This is a genomic window from Ascidiimonas aurantiaca (assembly GCF_037646345.1).
GTDB lineage: Bacteria > Bacteroidota > Bacteroidia > Flavobacteriales > Flavobacteriaceae > Ascidiimonas > Ascidiimonas aurantiaca.
The window spans coordinates 230976-251352 of sequence record NZ_JBBEWR010000002.1; the positions used below are offsets into that span (position 1 = coordinate 230976).

Annotated in this window: 16 protein-coding genes; 12 read left to right on the plus strand and 4 right to left on the minus strand. The window is 39.5% G+C overall.

Annotation, left to right across the window (positions count from 1 at the left end):
• Positions 1-380: 380 nt before the first annotated feature.
• The 3 genes from WAO84_RS03575 to WAO84_RS03585 all read left to right on the plus strand — a co-directional run bounded on the left by WAO84_RS03575 (position 381) and on the right by WAO84_RS03585 (position 1420).
• Positions 381-548 (plus strand): hypothetical protein, encoded by a 168-nt coding sequence (locus WAO84_RS03575; RefSeq protein WP_340063669.1) that lies wholly within the window; start codon positions 381-383, stop codon positions 546-548.
• Positions 549-779: 231 nt separating this feature from the next.
• Positions 780-1007, plus strand: coding sequence for a hypothetical protein (locus WAO84_RS03580; RefSeq protein ID WP_340063670.1), 228 nt, complete (start codon positions 780-782; stop codon positions 1005-1007).
• Positions 1008-1210: 203 nt separating this feature from the next.
• Entirely contained in the window at positions 1211-1420 is a 210-nt protein-coding gene (locus tag WAO84_RS03585) for a hypothetical protein (protein WP_340063671.1), read from the plus strand.
• A 125-nt stretch (positions 1421-1545) separates the two neighbouring features.
• Here the strand turns inward: WAO84_RS03585 and WAO84_RS03590 are convergent, their stop codons facing one another.
• Positions 1546-3579 (minus strand): kojibiose hydrolase, encoded by a 2034-nt coding sequence (locus tag WAO84_RS03590; RefSeq protein ID WP_340063672.1) that lies wholly within the window; start codon positions 3577-3579, stop codon positions 1546-1548.
• 133 nt (positions 3580-3712) lie between these two features.
• Here WAO84_RS03590 and guaA point away from each other — a divergent pair, with 133 nt between their 5' ends.
• The 7 genes from guaA (at position 3713) to yidC (ending at position 12143) form a co-directional block, all read left to right on the plus strand.
• Positions 3713-5242, plus strand: a complete 1530-nt coding sequence (gene guaA / locus WAO84_RS03595; RefSeq protein WP_340063966.1) for a glutamine-hydrolyzing GMP synthase — start codon at positions 3713-3715, stop codon at positions 5240-5242.
• Positions 5243-5254: 12 nt separating this feature from the next.
• Positions 5255-7204, plus strand: coding sequence for a PBP1 and LysM peptidoglycan-binding domain-containing protein (locus tag WAO84_RS03600; RefSeq protein WP_340063673.1), 1950 nt, complete (start codon positions 5255-5257; stop codon positions 7202-7204).
• On the plus strand, positions 7201-7605 hold the full coding sequence (locus tag WAO84_RS03605) for an OsmC family protein (RefSeq protein WP_340063674.1): 405 nt from the start codon (positions 7201-7203) through the stop codon (positions 7603-7605). Before WAO84_RS03600 ends, WAO84_RS03605 begins: the two co-directional genes overlap by 4 nt.
• Positions 7602-8153 carry a DUF922 domain-containing protein gene (locus tag WAO84_RS03610; protein ID WP_340063675.1) on the plus strand — a complete coding sequence of 184 codons (552 nt, stop codon included), beginning with the start codon at positions 7602-7604 and terminating at the stop codon, positions 8151-8153. The genes WAO84_RS03605 and WAO84_RS03610 overlap by 4 nt, the downstream gene beginning before the upstream one ends.
• Before the next feature lie 29 nt (positions 8154-8182).
• Positions 8183-8416: a DUF3820 family protein gene (locus WAO84_RS03615; RefSeq protein WP_340063676.1), complete on the plus strand. Its 234-nt coding sequence runs from the start codon at positions 8183-8185 to the stop codon at positions 8414-8416.
• Between the two features lie 139 nt (positions 8417-8555).
• Positions 8556-10190 carry a CTP synthase gene (locus tag WAO84_RS03620; protein WP_340063677.1) on the plus strand — a complete coding sequence of 545 codons (1635 nt, stop codon included), beginning with the start codon at positions 8556-8558 and terminating at the stop codon, positions 10188-10190.
• Between the two features lie 87 nt (positions 10191-10277).
• Positions 10278-12143, plus strand: coding sequence for a membrane protein insertase YidC (yidC, locus tag WAO84_RS03625; RefSeq protein ID WP_340063678.1), 1866 nt, complete (start codon positions 10278-10280; stop codon positions 12141-12143).
• 75 nt (positions 12144-12218) lie between these two features.
• On the opposite strand, the gene WAO84_RS03630 is transcribed toward yidC, so the two are convergent.
• A complete protein-coding gene (locus WAO84_RS03630) occupies positions 12219-13199 on the minus strand; it encodes a fasciclin domain-containing protein (RefSeq protein WP_340063679.1) in 981 nt (326 codons plus the stop codon).
• A 111-nt stretch (positions 13200-13310) separates the two neighbouring features.
• Positions 13311-15215: a fasciclin domain-containing protein gene (locus tag WAO84_RS03635; RefSeq protein WP_340063680.1), complete on the minus strand. Its 1905-nt coding sequence runs from the start codon at positions 15213-15215 to the stop codon at positions 13311-13313.
• Between the two features lie 318 nt (positions 15216-15533).
• Between WAO84_RS03635 and mnmA the strand changes: the two genes are divergently transcribed.
• Together mnmA and WAO84_RS03645 are read left to right on the plus strand one after the other, a co-directional pair.
• Positions 15534-16721, plus strand: coding sequence for a tRNA 2-thiouridine(34) synthase MnmA (gene mnmA / locus WAO84_RS03640; protein WP_340063681.1), 1188 nt, complete (start codon positions 15534-15536; stop codon positions 16719-16721).
• Positions 16722-16786: 65 nt separating this feature from the next.
• Positions 16787-17728, plus strand: a complete 942-nt coding sequence (locus WAO84_RS03645) for an NAD(P)H-dependent flavin oxidoreductase (RefSeq protein ID WP_340063682.1) — start codon at positions 16787-16789, stop codon at positions 17726-17728.
• A 67-nt stretch (positions 17729-17795) separates the two neighbouring features.
• On the opposite strand, the gene WAO84_RS03650 is transcribed toward WAO84_RS03645, so the two are convergent.
• Positions 17796-20327, minus strand: coding sequence for a M14 family metallopeptidase (locus WAO84_RS03650; RefSeq protein ID WP_340063683.1), 2532 nt, complete (start codon positions 20325-20327; stop codon positions 17796-17798).
• Positions 20328-20377 lie beyond the last annotated feature (50 nt).

Sequence of the window (20377 nt, forward strand, 5' to 3'; positions counted from 1 at the left end):
CGGTTTTCGGTACCAAAATGTATATTTCACAGGCAGAACGAAACAGTAGGAAATAGTATTTATTTCAATAGAAGTAAAACAAGGCAACAAGCGGGGATTTCCTCGCTTTTTTGTGTTCTATGCTTTTATTTGGTTCGCTATAATTAACTTTACTTATAAAGAAAATACTTGCTATATACAGACAATATGATCTGCTATCTGTGAAAAGTAAGAATATTTGTAAACCCTTTAATTTATCATTAAACAAACTTTTTATTATAAAAAAAGTAGGTTTTTACCATAAAACTTTGATATATTTGAGGTATATTAACAAATAAATTTAAGTAATGAAAAAGAAAAATCTTAAGAATCTTCGATTAAGAAAAACAAACATTTCTAAATTGAACACAGGAACACTACAGGGAGGAAGAGGTCATAGCGATCACCCATGTATTGCAGATACAGATTTAGGTAAGCCTTCTCTGCATTGCGGTACACTGGGATGTGAAAGTGCTGGTTGTATCACTCCTTTCTGGACAGATAGTGATTGTGCAGTAATTCTTGGATAACACAGAAGTTATGAAAACTTGGAAAAGCGGGCTATGCCCGCTTTTTTTATTACATCAAGTGAAATTTTGTCAGAATACATATAGGAATTTAAAACCAGGTACACCATTTTAGTAGTAAACATTCAAAAAAACATATATGAATAATAGAAAAGGTTATACTTATAGCAACATATTACAAGCGTTTATGATACCTGCTTTCTAATTTTGAGGTAGTAATTAAAAAAATAAGATATGATCAGAAAAAACCTTAAGAATTTGCAATTGAAAAGAACAAGTATTTCAAAATTGAACACCAACACGGTACAGGGAGGGCGATATGCTCTCTTTTCTCAGCACCCCTGTATTAAGAACACAGATCAGGGTAAACCTTCTATGCACTGTGGGACATTAAGTGGTGACAGTTTTGAATGCGTAACCGAATTTTGGACAGACAGTCATTGTGCAACGACTCTTGAATAAAAATTCGCTTTGATTAAAACAATAAAAAAACGGGTATGGCCCGTTTTTTTATTGTTTAAGAACTAAAGTAGGTATTTATTGAACTCTGGTTAGGTACGTATAGTTTTAATAGATAAGTTTAACAATATTTATAATACAGTTAGTTTTTTCTTACATAATTTTAAAATAATTAAAAAGGTTTACTAATTATTAACTCAAAAATCATGAAAAAACTAAAAAAGGTTAAAGGAGGTACAGTTCTGAGTAAAGTAGAGCAGAGAACTGTTAAAGCAGGTATTGAAATTGTGGCACAGAACTGTCCCGGCCCGGGTGCAGCCCTATGTCCACGAGGATGCCATTGTGTTACCCCCCAGGGTACGTATTGCGTTTTTAGCAGTGGTCCTCGAGAGGGTCAGTTTTGTTTCGCTCTGTAAACATTTAATTTTTAAAGTCTCTGTTGTACATATCTGAAAGTTATGATGCAGAGGCTTTGATTTTTTGTATTCATAATACAGTAGGGTATATTAAAAAACCAAACCAGATCTATATACCTTCCCAATTACTCTATGATATATGTTTTTCTATCAGGGCCAATGCCTTTCAGGGTTAACGATTTCCAGTTTTTGGGCAGGATCGCATTTTTTTGTTCAATACCTTTATCGGTTATATGAAGACCACCAAAACCGAAAAGGACTACCTGAAGCATACCACCGGCTCCCGTAGCAAAATAAGGGTTGTTGCTGGTCGCAGCTTCTGCCAGGGCTCCGAAAGGCGGACGTTTGTTAGGTTCGTATGAACGTTTAAATAAACGAAAAGCTTCATCGGCGTTCCCTAAACGAGCGTAAATAACCGCAAAGATGGATTGCCCCATCGCCGGGCCTTCAGGTGAAAGCTTAGGCTCATAATACGCAAGATCTTTTACAACGATCTCAGGATCGGTAACCACATCTAAAGGATAGGTGAGCAGGTTTACATCTGCCTGTTTTATAATATCACCTGTATAGGTTTTATGTTCTTTGGTGGTACCGTCAGGAAATCTGTGAATAACAATACCGTTTGCTACTTCCTCCCATTCTGCATCCCGAGTATGCCCGGTTTCTCTGGCCGCCAGAGTAGCATATTGCAATGCGGTAATCGCAGCTCCGTTGGTAAAGGCATTATCATCTACATTGGGAGCAAATTCGTTAGCCCCAACTACATTTTTAATAGAGTAACTACCGTCTTCATTCCGGGTTACCCGGCTTACCCAGTAATTTGCAATTTCTTTTAACATGGGGTATCCCCGCTCTTGTAGCCACTTTTTATCTTTTGTGACCCTGTAATAGTTCCAAAAGGCAATGGCTACATCTGCCGTAATATGATGTTCAAATGTGCCTGTTAGTGCCCAGGCAGGCGTAGCTTCTTCTCCTGTATCGTCACTTTCCCACGGGAACATGGCTCCTTTGAACCCGAAGTTAATTGCTTTTTGACGTGCTTTCCCTAATCGGTCAGAACGATAGTTTACCAGAGATCTGGCAATATCCTGATTAAGCAGCAGCAGAGGAGGGTACATCCATAATTCAGTATCCCAGAAAATGTGTCCGTTATAGTTTTGGGATGATAATCCCATTGGAGCGATGCTTAGGTTTGAATCACCACGTGAAAACGCGTATAAGTGGTAAAGTGCCAGACGTACATCCTGTTGCGAGGTCAGGTCTCCTTCAATAATGATGTCTCCTTCCCATAGTTCCTCCCACAGAGCTTTGTGTCCTCCCAACAGATCTTTTACGGGTGACAGCAGATTAAAGATCACAAAACGCTCAGACTCGGTTTGCGGATCGTGAAAATCCTGAGAGGTACATTGTGCACCTGTCCATGCAAATTTGTAGGGTTGCCCGGCGTTTAATTTTTTTTCAAACATAAGCCCATGTTCGTATTCCGAAAGTTTTTGGTGCGTTAATTCCGGACGTTGATGTTCTCTTGTCGAGTTAATATCGTGCCAGATAAACGTGGCCGAAGTGGCCACTGTATGGCGACCCAGCCTGCTATCGGCTACCGTTTGTAAAATAGGCATAGTGGTCTCCAGATCTTTAAGTATCCTGAAAGTGCTTAATGGGTTCCGGTATTCTTTTGGGGTACTGATCTTACCGGTCACCTCTATCACAACATCTTTTTTGGGAACGATCTCAATGTCTATATATCCCGAATACGGGATATTTCGCAAAGCATACAGGGTGTAGGATATACTCGCTTTATCCTTAAAATCGAAGGAAGTAGTAAAGCCTGCTTCTTTCATGTTGAGCGTTTGTGACCAGTTGGACACGTTGGTCTCTGTAATACGCTCTCCGTCTATAGTTAAGTTAAGGTTCCCAAAGTTCATGCCCATAAGTATGCGACTTACGCCTAATGGCGATTCTTTGTCATATACATTGTTTAAAATTATAGATGCTGTTTCAAAAGGCCGGTCAGAGGGTAGGATCCCTATGCGTCCATTGGCAGCAACAATACCGGTATATTTAGTCACCTTACCGGAAGTGATAGTCCACCCTTCAGCATTTTCCTGTGCATGAACAGTCATAATACCGGCCCAAAAAAACAGGATTAATCTTTTCATAAATCAATTGATATTTATTGAGTTACAACTTCCTAAAATAGGAAAACTAAATGTAATTATAGAATTTAACAGGTTGTTTATAATTATTTTGACCCTGCATTTTCCCTTTTCACTTATTGTGGTATTTTTGCGCATGCAAAACCATGTATTAATTTTAGACTTCGGTTCGCAATACACGCAGTTGATTGCACGAAGAGTGAGAGAGCTTAACATTTATTGTGAAATTCACCCTTATAATCACCTTCCAACAGATCTTTCCGGTTTTAAAGCCGTCATCCTATCCGGATCACCTTTTTCGGTGAGAAGTTCAGATGCCCCCCATCCTGATCTATCAGGAATAAAAGGTAAAAAACCTTTGTTAGGAGTATGTTATGGTGCTCAGTATTTGGCGCATTTTAACGAAGGAGAAGTAGCTCCTTCAGACAGCCGGGAGTATGGTAGAGCCCATCTTACGGAAATAGAAGAAAATGACCCTTTTCTAAAAAATATTCCGGTGGGCAGCCAGGTATGGATGAGCCATAGCGATACCATTAAGCAACTTCCCGAAGGAGCCAGAAGACTGGCTAGTACAGGTGATGTAAAGAATGCAGCGTATAAATTTGAAGGAGAACCTACCTATGCGATTCAGTTCCATCCTGAAGTTTATCACTCTACACATGGAATACAATTGCTTGAGAACTTTCTGGTAACTATTGCGGGTGTAAAACAAACCTGGACCCCTGACAATTTTGTAGATATGACTGTAAAAAGTCTCAAAGAACAGATAGGGAAAGAGAAGGTGGTTCTCGGTTTGTCCGGAGGTGTTGATTCTACAGTAGCTGCTGTATTACTTCATCGTGCTATAGGCGATCATTTACACTGTATCTTTGTAAATAACGGGTTGCTCAGAAAAAATGAATTTGAAAATGTCCTACTCCAATACAAAGGTATGGGCCTCAATGTAAAAGGAGTAGATGCTTCGGCACGCTTTTTGAAAGCTTTAAAGGGAATTAGTGATCCCGAGTTAAAGCGAAAAGCCATTGGAAAAGTATTTATTGAAGTTTTTGACGATGAAGCGCATAAAATAGAAGATGCCGCCTGGTTAGGGCAGGGTACGATCTATCCGGATGTGATAGAATCTATATCAGTAAAAGGGCCTTCGGCAACTATTAAATCACATCACAACGTAGGAGGATTGCCTGATTATATGAAACTCAAGATCGTAGAGCCATTGCGAATGCTTTTTAAAGATGAAGTACGAAGAGTGGGCGCTTCTATGGGAATAGATCCTGAACTTTTAGGAAGGCACCCTTTTCCCGGACCGGGACTGGCCATTCGTATATTGGGAGATATTACCGAAGAAAAAGTACAGATGTTACAGGAAGTAGATGCAATTTTCATAAACGGCCTTAAAAAGTCCAACCTGTATAACTCTGTATGGCAGGCCGGTGCTATTTTACTCCCCGTGCAATCGGTTGGAGTAATGGGAGATGAGCGCACTTATGAAAAATGCGTAGCTTTAAGAGCCGTAGAAAGTACAGATGGAATGACTGCCGATTGGGTACATTTGCCTTATGATTTTTTACAAAAAACATCAAATGAAATAATAAACCGGGTTAAAGGCGTTAATAGAGTAGTGTATGATATCAGTTCCAAGCCACCGGCCACTATAGAATGGGAATAAGTAATTAGGAGTATGAGGAAATTTTTGATCGCTTTTTTTGTTGTTGTTTTTTCAGTTTCAGTGTCTTTTGCACAGCAATTTAAAACACATGCCGTAAAAGAAGGGGAAACCTTGGAAGAAATTGCCAGAGTATATAAGGTGTCTATTGCAGATATTACCAGGCTTAACCCCGAAATAAAAAACGGGTTAAAGCCCAATACCATTCTGGTAATACCAGTTACATCAGTACAGGTAAAACAAACCCCTGATATAACTGTACGCGTTCCTGAAGTAACTTTTATAAAACACAGAGTGCGGCGTAAAGAAACACTCTATAGTTTATCTAAAGAGTATGATATCACAGTAGATGATATTAAAAAATACAATAAGGAACTTTACAGTAGAGAACTCAAAAAAGGAGAACGTATTCGTATTCCCCAATTTCCGCAACGCCGGGAACTTGCTGCTCAGGATACCATTCCCGAAGGCCTTATGTTATATAAAGTAAAACCAAAGGAAGGCAAATGGAGAGTTGCTTATACTCATGGTATTACCCTAAATGAGCTGGAGGAACTCAACCCCGATATGAGTGAATACCTTACCGAAGGGCAAATGCTTTATGTGCCTGAGAAAGTAGAAGAAAAAAAGGTAAGAGTAATAGACTCTCTTTACAACTATTATACAGTAAAACCCAAAGAGGGCTTTTACAGGCTTAAAGTAAAACTGGGACTTACCAGAGAAGAGCTGGAAGAACTTAATCCGGATATTAAAAATACAGGTTTGAAAGCTGGAATGGTACTCAAAACCGGGAAAACAGTTCCAGATGCCTTTCTCGTTAACAATGGGTTATTAGTAGAAAAATTTTCATTGATAGACAGCCTTAATGTTTACAATACACCTCACATCGCGATTATGTTGCCTTTTAAAGCCCAGCAGGCCTTAACCAGTTCTGATGAGGCACTTAAAGAAAGAATTACCAGTGACAGGCTTATGAGTTATTCCCTTGATTTTTATACAGGGGTGTTAATGGCTATAGATTCTATTAAGAAACTGGGACTCTCGGTAAACGTTCGTGTTTTTGATACCGAGGCTAACGACAAAGTAACCCAAAGGCTTTTCTATAATGAATCTTTTGTAGGCGTAGATGCCGTAATTGGCCCTTTATTACCTAAAACTTTTAACGTAGCTTCCAGGGAATTATCTAAAATAAATATTCCCATATTTTCATTAGTAGGAAGTAAGAATTTTGAGCCTCAGCCCAATGTTTTTTTATCCTATCCCGATGATGAGGCCATGTATGTAAAAATGGCTTCCTTTCTAGATAGACATGCCAAAGAAGTAAATATGGTTATCATAGCTGATAAGAAAAATGAAGGGGTACGACAACGACTCACAACGCGTTTTCCCCAAGCTAAAATACTGGAACCGCATGAAGATAAGTTCATCCGCATAGATGATATCACCCCGTTACTGGCAACCGATGAAGAAAACTGGGTACTCGTAGAAACCGAAGAAGTCTCCTTAATAGCAAATATTACATCAGTACTTAACTCAACTCTAAGTGAAAAGTTTGCCATAAAAATGTTTACTACCAGGAAAAGTGATGCTTTTGAGGATATTAATATTTCCAATAGCTATCTTTCAAACCTTAACTTTCACTTTCCTTCGGTTAATGGTATCATTACTTCCAATAATCGGTTTTCCAGATTGTATCAGGACCGATATGGAACGCTGCCCGGCAAATATGCCGTTCGCGGGTTTGACCTTACTTTTGATATTCTCTTAAAATTGGGGTATCAGAAAAACCTTTTAGCCCTGGCACAAAGAATAGGTGAAACCGAGTATGTGGAGAATAAATTCAATTATGTAAAGAAATGGTCCGGGGTATATGCTAACAACTCAGTATATATTCTTTACTATGAAGACCTTGAAGTAAAACAGGAACCCGACGTTCAATTATCTGACCTATCATCTGCCAAATGACTTCTACAGTAACTTATGCCGGAGATTTGCGTACCGTATGCGTACACCTTAAATCAGGAAATGAATTTATTACTGATGCTCCCACCGACAACAACGGTAAAGGAGCGGCCTTTTCACCCACCGATACAGTTGCTACGGGCCTGGCAAGTTGTATGCTTACCGTTATGGGAATAAAAGCCAGAGAACTGGAAATAGACCTTACCGGAGCTTCTGCAACAGTCACCAAAGTTATGGCATCTAATCCCAGAAGAATAGCTGCTATAAAGGTAGTTTTTAATATTAATAATCATCCTGATATTAAAACCCGAAAAATACTGGAGCATACCGCAAATACCTGTCCGGTGCATTACAGCTTACACCCGGATATTCAAAAAGAGGTGATTTTTAACTGGAACACGTGAAAAAACTGTTTTACATTCAGGCACTGTTCTTTTTGTTGCTGTGTCCAGTACAAGGGCAGGCAGACGAAGAGCCTTCTGTTAAATGGAATTCAGCCCGCCCCCTTACATGGAGCGACTTTCAAGGGCCGGTAGATCCCGGTACAGATGCGGCGGCAGTAACTGCTTCCGGTATCACATATGGATTAAGTGCTACATTTACAGGAAACAGGATTACAGTAGATTGTGAAATAGAAACTTTTTTTTATCCGCAAAAATCATGGTATCGAAAAGAGCTGGGAGACAGTCTCGTTCTCAGGCATGAGCAATTGCATTTTGATATAACCGAGTTACATGCCCGCAAAATGCGAAAAGCAATACAAAGCAGCACCTTTACCGAAAATGTTCGTGAAGAAGTTAAGCGCATCTATCATAAAACCATTTCAGAACTTCAGGCCACCCAACGCCTGTATGACCGGGAAACCAATTTTTCAAGAAATCCTGACATACAGTCAAACTGGGAACGTAAAATAGCCAATGAACTTAACAAGTACAGTGCCTACCATCAGTAGTAGTTTTTTTAAATCCCGATTCATTACTTATGGACCTTCTTTCACAAAACAAAGAGTTTTTAGTAAAACTGGCCCATTATAAAATGCCTTTTGGAAAGTACAAAGACAGATACCTTTCAGATCTTCCAGAAGCCTATCTAAACTGGTTTGCACAAAAAGGATTCCCGAAAGGAAATCTGGGGATGATGCTACAGGCTATGCATGAGATCAAGATCAACGGGCTGGAGCCCCTTATATCCCGTATTAGAAAAGAGTACAGGTAAGCTTTGGTTACACACTACCGGCAAAATTTTTAAAAATGTACTTTGGCCATGTGTTAAACAATTTTCTTTTTAATAGAAATATTCCACAATCAATTCGTACCTTTACGCCCCGTAAGTACAATTTCAAACAGTTTTATTCATGTCTGATACTAAGTACATCTTCGTTACGGGAGGAGTTACTTCATCGTTAGGTAAAGGGATCATTGCAGCTTCACTGGGTAAGTTATTACAGGCCAGAGGTTATAAGACTACCATCCAGAAACTGGACCCGTATATCAATGTAGATCCGGGTACCTTAAACCCCTATGAACACGGAGAATGTTATGTGACAGATGACGGTGCCGAAACCGATCTTGATCTGGGGCACTACGAAAGGTTTTTAAACGTAAGTACTTCACAGGCCAATAACGTAACCACAGGAAGAATTTACCAAAGTGTTATTGAAAAAGAACGCAGAGGCGAATTTTTGGGTAAAACCGTACAGGTGATCCCTCATATTACCAATGAGATCAAAGAACGTATCCAGCTTTTGGGTAAAACAGGCGATTATGATATTGTAATCACTGAGATTGGAGGTACTGTGGGAGACATAGAGTCATTACCCTATATTGAAGCTGTGCGCCAACTTATGTGGGAGCTGGGAGATACCAATGCTATTGTCATACACCTTACCCTTATTCCTTTTTTATCGGCTGCCGGAGAGTTAAAAACCAAACCTACACAGCATTCAGTAAAAACACTTATGGAAAGTGGTATTCAGGCAGATATTCTTGTGTGCCGTACCGAACATGAATTGTCTGATGACCTTCGTGATAAACTGGCGCTTTTTTGTAATGTAAAAAGAGAAGCTGTTATTCAGTCTATAGATGCTTCTACCATTTATGATGTTCCCAATTTAATGCTTGATGAAGGCCTGGATCGTGTGGTTCTTAAAAAACTGGCATTGACAGAAGAGAGTGTACCCGACCTGACACAGTGGAACGAATTCCTGAACCGTCACAAAAACCCTAAAAACAACATAACCATTGGTTTAGTGGGTAAATATGTGGAACTACAGGATTCTTACAAGTCTATTCTGGAGTCTTTTATTCATGCCGGTGCCGAAAATGAAGTAAAAGTAAAAGTAGAGACCATTCACTCCGAATATCTTGATACAGAAAGTATAGTTGAAAAAATTGCTTATCTTGACGGGGTTTTGGTAGCGCCTGGTTTTGGAGAAAGAGGTATTGAAGGTAAAATAGCTACTGTAAAGTATGCGCGGGAACACAACATTCCGTTTTTAGGTATATGTCTGGGAATGCAAATGGCTGTTATAGAATATGCCCGTAACGTTCTGGGACTGGCAGAAGCTAATTCTACTGAGATGAATAGTGATACTCCCCATCCGGTAATTGATCTTATGGAAGAACAAAAAAATATTACCGATAAAGGCGGTACTATGAGACTTGGGGCCTGGAAATGCATACTTAAAGAAGGCAGTATTGTAAAAGAAGTGTACAATGCCGAAGAAATTTCAGAAAGACACAGGCATCGGTACGAATACAACAACATTTACAGAGATCAGTTTGAAGCCAAAGGGCTGGAGGCTACCGGTTTTAATCCGGACACCGGGTTGGTTGAGATTGTTGAAATAGCTTCTCACCCCTGGTTTGTTGGAGTACAGTATCATCCTGAATATAAAAGTACCGTAGCAGCACCCCATCCTCTGTTTGTAGCTTTCGTAAAAGCAGCCTTATCCTATAAAATGCAAAAAAAGAATGCCACTATGGCATAAAATAATAATTGGAGATATCTTTGCAGACCAAAATTGAGGAACTATACTTGAGATAGATTCCTCTTTCGCATAACTAAGAAAATGTAAATGGAAGAAAAAAAACTAGACATCAATTCGATTATTGGTTTTGTTTTAATCGGACTGATCATAATGTGGTATTTCTATACCAATCAACCAGTCCCTGAAGAAGCCAGTAATCAGCCTGCACCCACCGAAGAAGTCATCTCTGGAAATGAAACCATTCAAAAAGATACTATTGAGAATCCACAGATTACCAATGAACTTCAGGATTCTACACAAATGGCAGCGTATAAAAGTGCTTTGGGCGCTTTTGGCTATTCAGCAACCCTGCCCTCTGCCACAGATGATGTAACCGTGCTGGAAAACGATGTATTGTATCTTGCCATAAGTAATAAAGGAGGGCAAATTACAGAGGCCCGGATGAAACAATACGTAACTTACGATTCTGTACCCGTGTATCTTATACATAATGGAAATTCAGCTTTCAACCTTAATTTTGGCACCACCGATAACCGGACCCTTAACACCGGTGACCTCTATTTTGAGCCCGCCATGTCTTCCAATGGAGATGATAAAGTCTTGTCTATGAAGCTCAAGGTCTCTGATGACCGCTATCTGGAGTATCGCTATGAGTTAAAACCCGGTGAGTATATGGTAGATTTTACTATTCGTACCCGCGGGCTTGAACCCTATCTCAATACTGCCATGCCTATGGATATGGACTGGAGGCTTAAGGGTATCAGACATTCCAAAAGTGTAACTTATGAAAACAGATATACACGGCTCACCTATCAATATGAAGGATCGAAAATAAGTAAATTAAGCCCTTCCGGTAATGACGATGATACTGAAACCAACGTAGATTGGATCTCTTATCGTCAACATTTTTTTAGCTCCATACTGGTTGCAGACCAACCTTTTAAAACCGTATCATTTACCTCTGAAGATTTTGTGGAAGATGAGGATGAGAATACAAAGTTTACCAAAGCTTACAGTACTTCCATACCTATGGCTATTGAAGGGGGAGAAATAAACCGCAATCTTAAATGGTATTTTGGTCCTACCGATGTGGCTGTACTCGAGAAATATGAAGGGCTTAATCTGGATGATTCCATTCCCTTTGGATGGGGTATTTTTGGATGGATAAACAAGTATGTTTTCACACCCATGTATAACTGGCTTAGCGGTTTTCTGCCTTATGGTATTGCCATTATAGTAATGACTATACTGGTACGTATAGCACTTTCTCCGGTAACATACAAATCATATGTTTCTCAGGCCAAAATGAAAATATTACGTCCTGAGATCACAGCTATAAATGAAAAGTTCAAAGATGAGCCCATGAAAAAGCAGCAGGAGACCATGAAACTCTATGGGAAAGCAGGTGTAAGCCCTATGAGCGGTTGTATCCCGGCATTGTTGCAGCTTCCTATTTTCTATGCACTTTTCATGTTTTTCCCAACAGCATTTGCCCTAAGGCAAAAAAGCTTCTTATGGGCAGAAGATCTGGCTTCTTATGATGTAATTGCCAAATTACCCTTCCATATTCCCTTTTACGGAGACCATGTGAGTTTATTTCCAATTCTGGCTTCCATTGCTATCTTTATTTACATGATGATGACCACAGGGCAGAATATGCAAACACAACCGGGGATGCCCAATATGAAATTCATAATGTATCTTTCCCCGCTTTTAATGCTCTTTTTCTTTAATAATTATGCCAGTGGACTAAGTTTGTATTATTTTATTTCAAACCTGATCACTATTTTCATAATGTTGGCGATTAAACATTTCATTCTTAATGAAGAAAAAATACATGCCAAGATGGAAGAGCATAAGAAAAAACCCAAAAAAGAAAACAAATTTCAGCGTAAGATGCGGGAAATGATGGAACAGGCCGAACAACAACAAAAAAACAAAGGCAAAAAATAAAAAAAGCACCCGGATTAAAATACCCCCAAAAAGTTAGATACTATTTGGGGGTATTTTTATACAGTAATACTATACTTAAGGAAGCATAACTGTGCTCACTACATGAATAACTCCGTTCCATGCCTGTATATCATATACACTGAACAAGGCATCACGACCGTTACCATCGGTAATTCCTGCATTGGCGCCTGTACGTATGGTAAGGATACTTCCGTTCTTCATTTCAATAGTCATGTCATTAGTAAGGCTCATTTGCCTCTTTATACTGTTGAGGTGTATATGGGTATTAAGAATACCCTCCAGTTCGGTTTTTGGTACAGCGTTCAGGTCAGAATAGCTCAATTCTTCCAGTACATTGCCAAAGGCTGTGGCAGAAGGTACAAAAAGTGTAAAATCACGGTCACGATCAGCAAGCTCAGTAAGGAAGGAAAAAGTACTCTCCCTGTCTAAAGCCAGTGCCATACTGTTTAATTGAGGGTCTGCTTTCAGGAAGGTAGCTACCGTGGGTAGATCAAGCACTTCATTAACCTTATGAATAGTTCCATTAGTAGCTTCAATATTTCCCTGAGAAACACTAAAAGCATTGTTTATACGGGTTTGCCCCTGCACTTTGGTAAAATACATTTGTACGGCTGCCTGAGAAGAAAATTCTTTTGCCAGGGTATTGGTATATCCGGCTGTGAGTTGATCGAGGTTTCTGGCACCGCTTAACATGTGGTACTGTATGATCTGGGTGAGTAATCCCGTAGGGATACTCTTTACGTTACTTATTTGCAATTGAGATAAATAGCGTTCAAAAGCGTCATTATCGGGAGCGAAAAAAGTAAAAGAACTGGGGTTATCCAGTGCCTGACTGAACCCTATTTGCTCAATAGCTTCGCTGAGGATACTGTACTCGGGTCTGGATTCAAAATAAGCGGTGAGTGTTTGGGAAACAGCACCTCCGTTATCGGGAGGGTCCGTAGTAGTATCTTCACTATTGTCAGAACTACAACTGTTAAAAAAAGATAAAAAAATAAAACATAGCAGTAGTACTGCAGGCAGGTGTTTTTTCATGAAAATGGTATTTAAGTTTGGGTTTAAAAAAATATATAAATATGGTACTAACGAAAAAAGTTCCGGCATATTTTACCGGAACTTTTTAAAGTAATATATACTTGTTACCAGTTAAGGCAGGTTTGGGATTAAAACCGAACCAATAACATGAATAACACCATTAACAGCCTGTACATTTACATTGTCAATACTAATGTTATTGTTACCATTGCCATCTGTGATTACAAAACTGCTGCCTGCACTATTAAACAATAGGGTGTTTCCCTGAAGCGTAGCAGGAGATACCAGTTCGTCACTCAGATCTTCAGCCCGTATATTAGCATTAGCGATAACGTGATGTTGCAGTACTGCTGTAAGTAATGTTCCGTCTATATCTGCCAATGTATTCCATTCGCTGTTGCTGTCAAGCAGGGTCTGGAAGGCATCGTTATCAGGAGCAAAAACAGTAAAAGGCGCATCTGTACTTCCTGAAAGTGTCGCAACAAAATCAGGCTGATCATCTCTGGTGAGAGCAGCTACCAGTGAAGAGAAATTAGCATCAGCTTTTGCAAACGTTACTACAGTAGGCAGATTAATTACATTTTCTACTACATGTATCACCCCGTTTCGTACTTGATTGTCTGCATCTGCCACAGTAGTTCCTCCGTTAGCGGCTCCGCCGTTAAGTACTACACCGGTTTCGGTGTTGATATAAATACTAAGGTTATCTCCATCAGCATTGGTAGCAAGGGTATTTTCGTAACTGGTAGAAAGGTCTCCTGAAAGAGCTGTACCACTTATCACGTGATTCAATAATACCTGAGTAAGTGTTTCTACCGGTACTTCCTGTATGTTGGCAAAAGAATTGGCCTGTAAGAAAGCATTAAAAGCTGCATTTCCGGGTGCAAATACAGTATAGTCATTATCATCACTATCCAGAGCAGCTACCAGGTTAGCTCTTTGCACAGCTTCTAATAATAATGAGAAATCCGAATTCATTGCAACAAACCCGGCAATGGTGGGATTCACGGCATCCCAAATACTTTCGGGAAGTAATACTTTATCTATGGCATGAACAATACCATTGGTTCCCTGTACATCACTTTCCACTACATTGGTTTCCATATCAGAACCGTCAATAATACTTACAGCACTACCTTCTTTAGTAAAACTAATAGAGCTGCCTTCAAAAGTTTCTTCACTAGCTTCGTTGTTAATAGCCCCGGCAGTAATGTTTTTACCTGCAATTACGTGGTAATTGAGTACTGTTTGCAGGGTATTATCATCAATTTCATCTATAGAACTTACCCCTAAAAACGTAAAAAGGTTGTTAAACGCCTGATTAGTAGGAGCAAAAACTGTGAAAGGCGAACTTGCAGTTCCAGAAAGTAAATCTGTGTAGGTAGTACCAAAAGAAGCTCTGGTAAGAGCTGATACTAAAATAGAGAATTCAGGATTAGCAAGGGCATGATTCACAACATTAGGAAGCAGGATCACCCCGTTTACTTTATGAATAACCCCGTTGGAAGCCTCAATATCTGCAGAAGAAACTGTTGCTCCGCTGTTATCACTACCACCGTTTAAGACTACGCCTCCGTCAGTATTAAAATACAGGCTGAGACTGGTGTCTCCTGGTCCCGTTTCAGAAAGGGTGTTTACATATCCGGCTTCTTCTGAAGTTAGATCTGAAGCACGGATTTCTCCAGAAATTACATGATTTAAAAGTATGTTAGTTAAGGTGTTAACTTCTACCTCATTAATACTTGAGGCACCAAGATCGGCAAGAAGGTCTGTAAAAGCCTGATTGGTAGGAGCAAAAACCGTAAAAGTCCCTGTTCCATCTAAAGTAGCATCAAGGTTGGTTCTTTGTAATGCCTGAACCAGAATAGTAAGTTCAGTATCATTAGAAGCATTTTGTGTAATGGTGAGCTGATTTGAGGGTGTGGGACCTCCATCATCATCATTACTACAGGACAAGATGGTCAAACCAACCAAAAGTAAGATCATGGCCTTCGGTAATCTTAAAAAATGTTTCATACGAGTTAATTTAAGTGAGTTAATTTTTCTTTTTAGCAATTGAAACTATGCTTTTAAATATTTACGATAATTTTCTACTTAGTAGATATGTAATTTTTCATTAGTTGCTTTTGTTTAACGTTTTTTAGCATAAGTTTAACAAAAACAACTAATGAATGTAAGTAAATACTTAATAAAAAAAGACGACTCCACATTTTGAACCATTTTTCAAAGTATCTGTTCCGGCACTTTTTTTCTTTTTTGTAAGGTGTGTTTGTTTATTGTGACTATATTTTATACGCATTGAATTTTTGTAGATTTGCATTCGAATTGAGAATTATGAAAAGAGTAGTAGTAGGATTATCAGGAGGAGTAGATTCCAGTGTGGCCGCCTATCTTTTAAAAGAGCAGGGGTATGAGGTCATTGGTCTTTTTATGAAGAACTGGCATGATGATACAGTCACCATTTCAAATGAATGCCCCTGGCTGGAAGACAGTAACGATGCATTAATTGTAGCAGATAAATTAGGGATCCCTTTTCAAACGGTAGATCTCAGCAAAGAGTATAAAGAACGTATTGTAGATTATATGTTCAATGAATATGAACGGGGGCGTACCCCGAACCCGGATGTTTTATGCAATCGGGAAATTAAATTTGACGTTTTCCTGAAAATTGCTTTGAATTTGGGAGCAGATTTTGTGGCTACCGGACATTATTGCAGGAAAGCAGTTACTGAGGTCGATGGAAAAAAGATGTACAGACTTTTGTCTGGAAAAGACCCGAATAAAGATCAGTCATATTTTTTATGTCAGCTCTCTCAGGAACAACTGGAAAAAACGCTTTTTCCGATTGGAGAACTTACCAAGCGCGAAGTACGGGAAATAGCGGCAAGAGAAGGATTGATAACAGCTGATAAAAAAGATTCTCAGGGTCTTTGTTTTATTGGTAAAGTACGCCTCCCTGAGTTTTTACAACAAAAACTGAAGCCTCGTGAAGGGGTTATAGTAGAAGTACCGCAGACATTTGAAGAGTATCATCGGGAAATACCAGGGTTTGATTTGAAAAAAGAAGAACTGGCCTTTTATTCGGAAAAGTATAAATATTCGCCCAAAGACGGAAAAGTAGTAGGAAAACATCAGGGAGCACATTACTTTACTAAAGGGCAGCGTAAAGGGTTGAATGTTGGCGGTACCGCAGAACCGTTGTTTGTAATAGAAACCGATGTAGAAGAAAATATAATCTATACAGGCCAGGGAAAAGAGCATCCGGGCCTCTTTAGAAGAACACTTTTTGTATTGAATGAAGAACTTCACTGGGTGCGTCCGGACCTTGCACCTGCCATAGATGAAGCAATGGAAGTACAGGCCCGTATTCGATATAGGCAACCTTTACAAAAAGCAACATTGTACAGAATAGATGCAGGGATGTATGTTGATTTTGAGGAACCGCAAAGTGCAATTACCGAAGGCCAGTTTGTGGCCTGGTATCATCAAGATGAACTTATAGGCTCAGGGGTGATCTCCTAAAAAAGCATTCATTTTACTTTAAGGATAGGTGTAGAAACCGTATTACTAATATTTAAATTAATAAATTGGAAAACAGAATTACAGATCTTTTTGATATACGCTATCCCATCATACAGGCAGGTATGATCTGGGCCAGTGGGTGGAGACTGGCTTCTGCGGCTGCCAATGCAGGTATCTTAGGGCTTATTGGCGCAGGGTCTATGTACCCGGAGATCCTCAGAGAACATATTCAAAAATGTAAGAAAGCCACTAAAGAGCCCTTTGGAGTAAATGTTCCCATGTTGTATCCCGATATTGACAAGATCATGGAGATCATTGTAGAAGAAGGAGTGGAAATCGTTTTTACTTCTGCCGGCAATCCTAAAACCTGGACTGGGTATCTCAAAGAAAACGGGATCAAAGTGGTGCATGTGGTGAGTAGCGTAAAATTTGCATTAAAGGCCCAGGAAGCAGGCGTAGATGCCGTTGTTGCCGAAGGTTTTGAAGCCGGAGGGCATAATGGAAGGGAAGAGACCACTACTTTTACTCTTATTCCTATGGTTCGCGAAAAAATACATATACCTCTTATTGCTGCGGGAGGTATTGCCACAGGTGCAGGAATGCTGGCTGCTATGGTACTGGGAGCTGATGGGGTGCAGGTAGGCAGCCGTTTCGTAGCCAGTGAAGAGGCATCTTCTCATCCGCTTTTTAAACAAAAAGTGATAGAGGCAAAAGAAGGCGATACCGCACTTACGCTTAAAGAGCTCGCACCCGTACGCCTTATAAGGAATAAATTTTATAATGATATACAGGAACTCTACAAAACAGCCCCTTCTGCCGAAGAGTTAAAAGCTTTGTTAGGGAGAGCACGTGCCAAAAAAGGAATGTTTGAAGGAGATATGGAAGAAGGCGAACTGGAAATAGGGCAGATAGCTGGATTAATACACACTATTAAACCGACTGCACAAATTGTAAATGATATGATGAAAGAATTTGAAGAGGCCCGTTTACGTGTAAGTACCTTGTGAAGGTATCATGACTTTTAATAAAAAAAGGCTGTAGTTTACAGCCTTTTTTATGATAATATGTTAATAATTACATCATTTCTGAAAAGAAAATAGCATTCATTAAAAGTTTATTGGTACCGTACCAAAAAGCCCTGAAGTTGGTATTATCAGTAAATACGGTAACTCTTCCTTTTCCTGTAGAATGGGTCTGAAAGGGTACGGAATTTTTAATAAGCTCGAGGTTTTCTTCAGATATATAACCGCTTAACAAAGGCTCATTGGTGTATTGAATAGGGTTGTCGTAGCTTTGTTTACCGGGCTCCAGATATAAATTGGTATTTCTAAACATTGCGATTCGGTCATTTTTATAACCAAAACATATAGGGTGTGACCTGTCAATACGAGCCTCAAAAATAGTTCCTCCCGTTACCTGAGCTCCTCTGAAATCTCTTCTTTGCTCAAAGGTTATACCTTTAGCCAGCAATTCATTCTTTTTGAATGTTAACGGAATAAAGTCATCGCTCTTTAACCAGTTTAAAGAATTACGGAAACCAATAAGCGTGCCTCCTTTTTTTACCCAGTCTTTGAGTTTGTTTTTTCCATTTTGCGAAAGTGTGGATGAAGCGGCATCAGGAACAATAAAGGTAGTGTAACGGTCCAGATCTACCCGGTCAAAATATTCGGCATCAATTTTTGTGAGTTCTATATTATAACGCTGGTCAAAGAGGTGCCATATCTCTCCGGCATCGTATGATGATACTCCTCTGCCTGCCAAAATAGCAATTTTTGGTTTTTTAACCGTATCAAAGTCATTACTGCCCAGATCAATGCCTTCGGGAGTATAGCCTGTATTCACGGCATGAATGGTAAGATGACTTTCTTGAGCAACTTTTTTGAGAAAGGTGTGTAATTCATCTGCGTTCATTTTTTGGTTTTGAACAGGGATCATGATAGTGCCATAATCATACTTTTTACCCTCCAGGGTAAACTGAGTGGGTCCCATTTTTGCGCGAACTCCTTTTTTAAGAATTTGATACAGTGCTTTTGGAGTGTAATATTCATGCCATTCAAAAAGATAGGCATATTCACTTTTTCCGGTAACATTCCCTGGTCTCAATGCAGGTTCTGAAGGTACAGATTGGGCATCAGACAAGGTATTTACGGTGGTATAATCTAAATTAAATGCCAAAGGAAATGTCCACCCTGAAATATCATAGAACAGGCTGTCTTTAAACTGTGTTCTCTTTTCAAACATAGCATTGATAATGGTACTGTTTTTTTGGTCAAGCGGTACCATATAACTGTAGCCTTTTTTATAATTTTTTCCTTTTAAAGAAATGTCATTCTTTAGTTCATGAACTTTAATCTGGTGTCTCTGTAGGATTTCGGCAAGATGGTACGCCCTGGCGGCATCTTTTTCATCTCCAAATACAAAAGCCTTATTTTTAGATTTACTTTCACCGATGTTATTCCGGGCGTTCGTAAAAAAATCACGTTGGTAATCAAGTAGTTTGGTTCGCATACTTTTTGCAGCAGCTAGGGTGCTTAATGCTGCCGTTAACTGGTTACGAATGGTAAAGGGAAACGTAAGAATACCATTCTCGCTTTCCTGAATATGGCCACGTGAACTTCCCTGCTCAAACAGTATCCCTACGCTCCCGTTTATATCGGGAAACGTAGAACCTTTACCAAAATAATAATCATCAAAATTCTCTCCGGAATAATAAAGAGAGCCTATTTTGTCTAATGCTTTTACGTGGTATGTTGCAATTTCTGCGGTTAACTCCTGATTCTTAACGGGTGTTAAAGGATGTACTCGGGAGGGTTCTCCCGGCTGAAAGAAAAAGGTAGAGTTCGTTCCCATTTCATGATGATCGGTAAGGATATTGGGTAACCATTCGTGAAAAGTGCGTATGCGGGCCCTGCTTTCGGGTAGTTGTACGGGCAGCCAGTCACGGTTCATATCAAACCAGTAGTGGTTGGTCCTTCCTCCGGGCCATACCTCACGATATTCCCGATCATTAGGGTCAGGATTAAGGATGTGGCTCTTATTGGTGTTGGCCCAGTAAGCAAATCGTTGTAAACCATCGGGATTAAATGAAGGATCAAAAAGAATAATGGTTTTGTCCAGAAGTTCATCAATTTCTTTTCCTTGTGCAGCAGCAAGATGATAAGCGGCTAATATACTGGCATTTGCCCCGCTGGGTTCATTACCGTGTATGGAAAAACCCTGATATACTATTACAGGCATATCCTGGGTATTCAAAGAAGTTCCGTTTTGTTCGGTTAGTTGTATGTGCTGTTGCCTTAGCGTTTCCAGCTTTTGATGATTAGCAGGAGAGGTAATAACAAGTAGCAGGAGCTGGCGCCCTTCAAAAGTAGTTCCGCGTTCCTGCAGAGTTATCCTGTTTGAAGAATTTGCCAGGGTACGCATATACATTTCAAGTTTGTCATGAGTTACGTGCCATTCGCCAACTTCATGTCCGATAACCGATTTTGGCGTGGGAATAGAAGTGTTATAAGAGGCGCTTTCCGGTAAATAATAAGATAGAGAGATTTTTTCCTGTGCCTGAATGTAAAAACAGCATAAAATACATACCAGGAGTATTCTTTTTTTCATGTAGTGTGTTTTTGAATTAATCAAGATGCGTAAAGATAAAAAAAACCGCT

Bases quoted from the DNA above. Each gene is read 5' to 3' on its own strand.
- WAO84_RS03580 (WP_340063670.1), top strand. From the start codon at position 780: ATGATCAGAAAAAACCTTAAGAATTTGCAATTGAAAAGAACAAGTATT.
- WAO84_RS03585 (WP_340063671.1), top strand. From the start codon at position 1,211: ATGAAAAAACTAAAAAAGGTTAAAGGAGGTACAGTTCTGAGTAAAGTA.
- WAO84_RS03590 (WP_340063672.1), bottom strand. From the start codon at position 3,579: ATGAAAAGATTAATCCTGTTTTTTTGGGCCGGTATTATGACTGTTCAT.
- guaA (WP_340063966.1), top strand. From the start codon at position 3,713: ATGCAAAACCATGTATTAATTTTAGACTTCGGTTCGCAATACACGCAG.
- WAO84_RS03600 (WP_340063673.1), top strand. From the start codon at position 5,255: ATGAGGAAATTTTTGATCGCTTTTTTTGTTGTTGTTTTTTCAGTTTCA.
- WAO84_RS03605 (WP_340063674.1), top strand. From the start codon at position 7,201: ATGACTTCTACAGTAACTTATGCCGGAGATTTGCGTACCGTATGCGTA.
- WAO84_RS03615 (WP_340063676.1), top strand. From the start codon at position 8,183: ATGGACCTTCTTTCACAAAACAAAGAGTTTTTAGTAAAACTGGCCCAT.
- WAO84_RS03620 (WP_340063677.1), top strand. From the start codon at position 8,556: ATGTCTGATACTAAGTACATCTTCGTTACGGGAGGAGTTACTTCATCG.
- yidC (WP_340063678.1), top strand. From the start codon at position 10,278: ATGGAAGAAAAAAAACTAGACATCAATTCGATTATTGGTTTTGTTTTA.
- WAO84_RS03630 (WP_340063679.1), bottom strand. From the start codon at position 13,199: ATGAAAAAACACCTGCCTGCAGTACTACTGCTATGTTTTATTTTTTTA.
- WAO84_RS03635 (WP_340063680.1), bottom strand. From the start codon at position 15,215: ATGAAACATTTTTTAAGATTACCGAAGGCCATGATCTTACTTTTGGTT.
- mnmA (WP_340063681.1), top strand. From the start codon at position 15,534: ATGAAAAGAGTAGTAGTAGGATTATCAGGAGGAGTAGATTCCAGTGTG.
- WAO84_RS03650 (WP_340063683.1), bottom strand. From the start codon at position 20,327: ATGAAAAAAAGAATACTCCTGGTATGTATTTTATGCTGTTTTTACATT.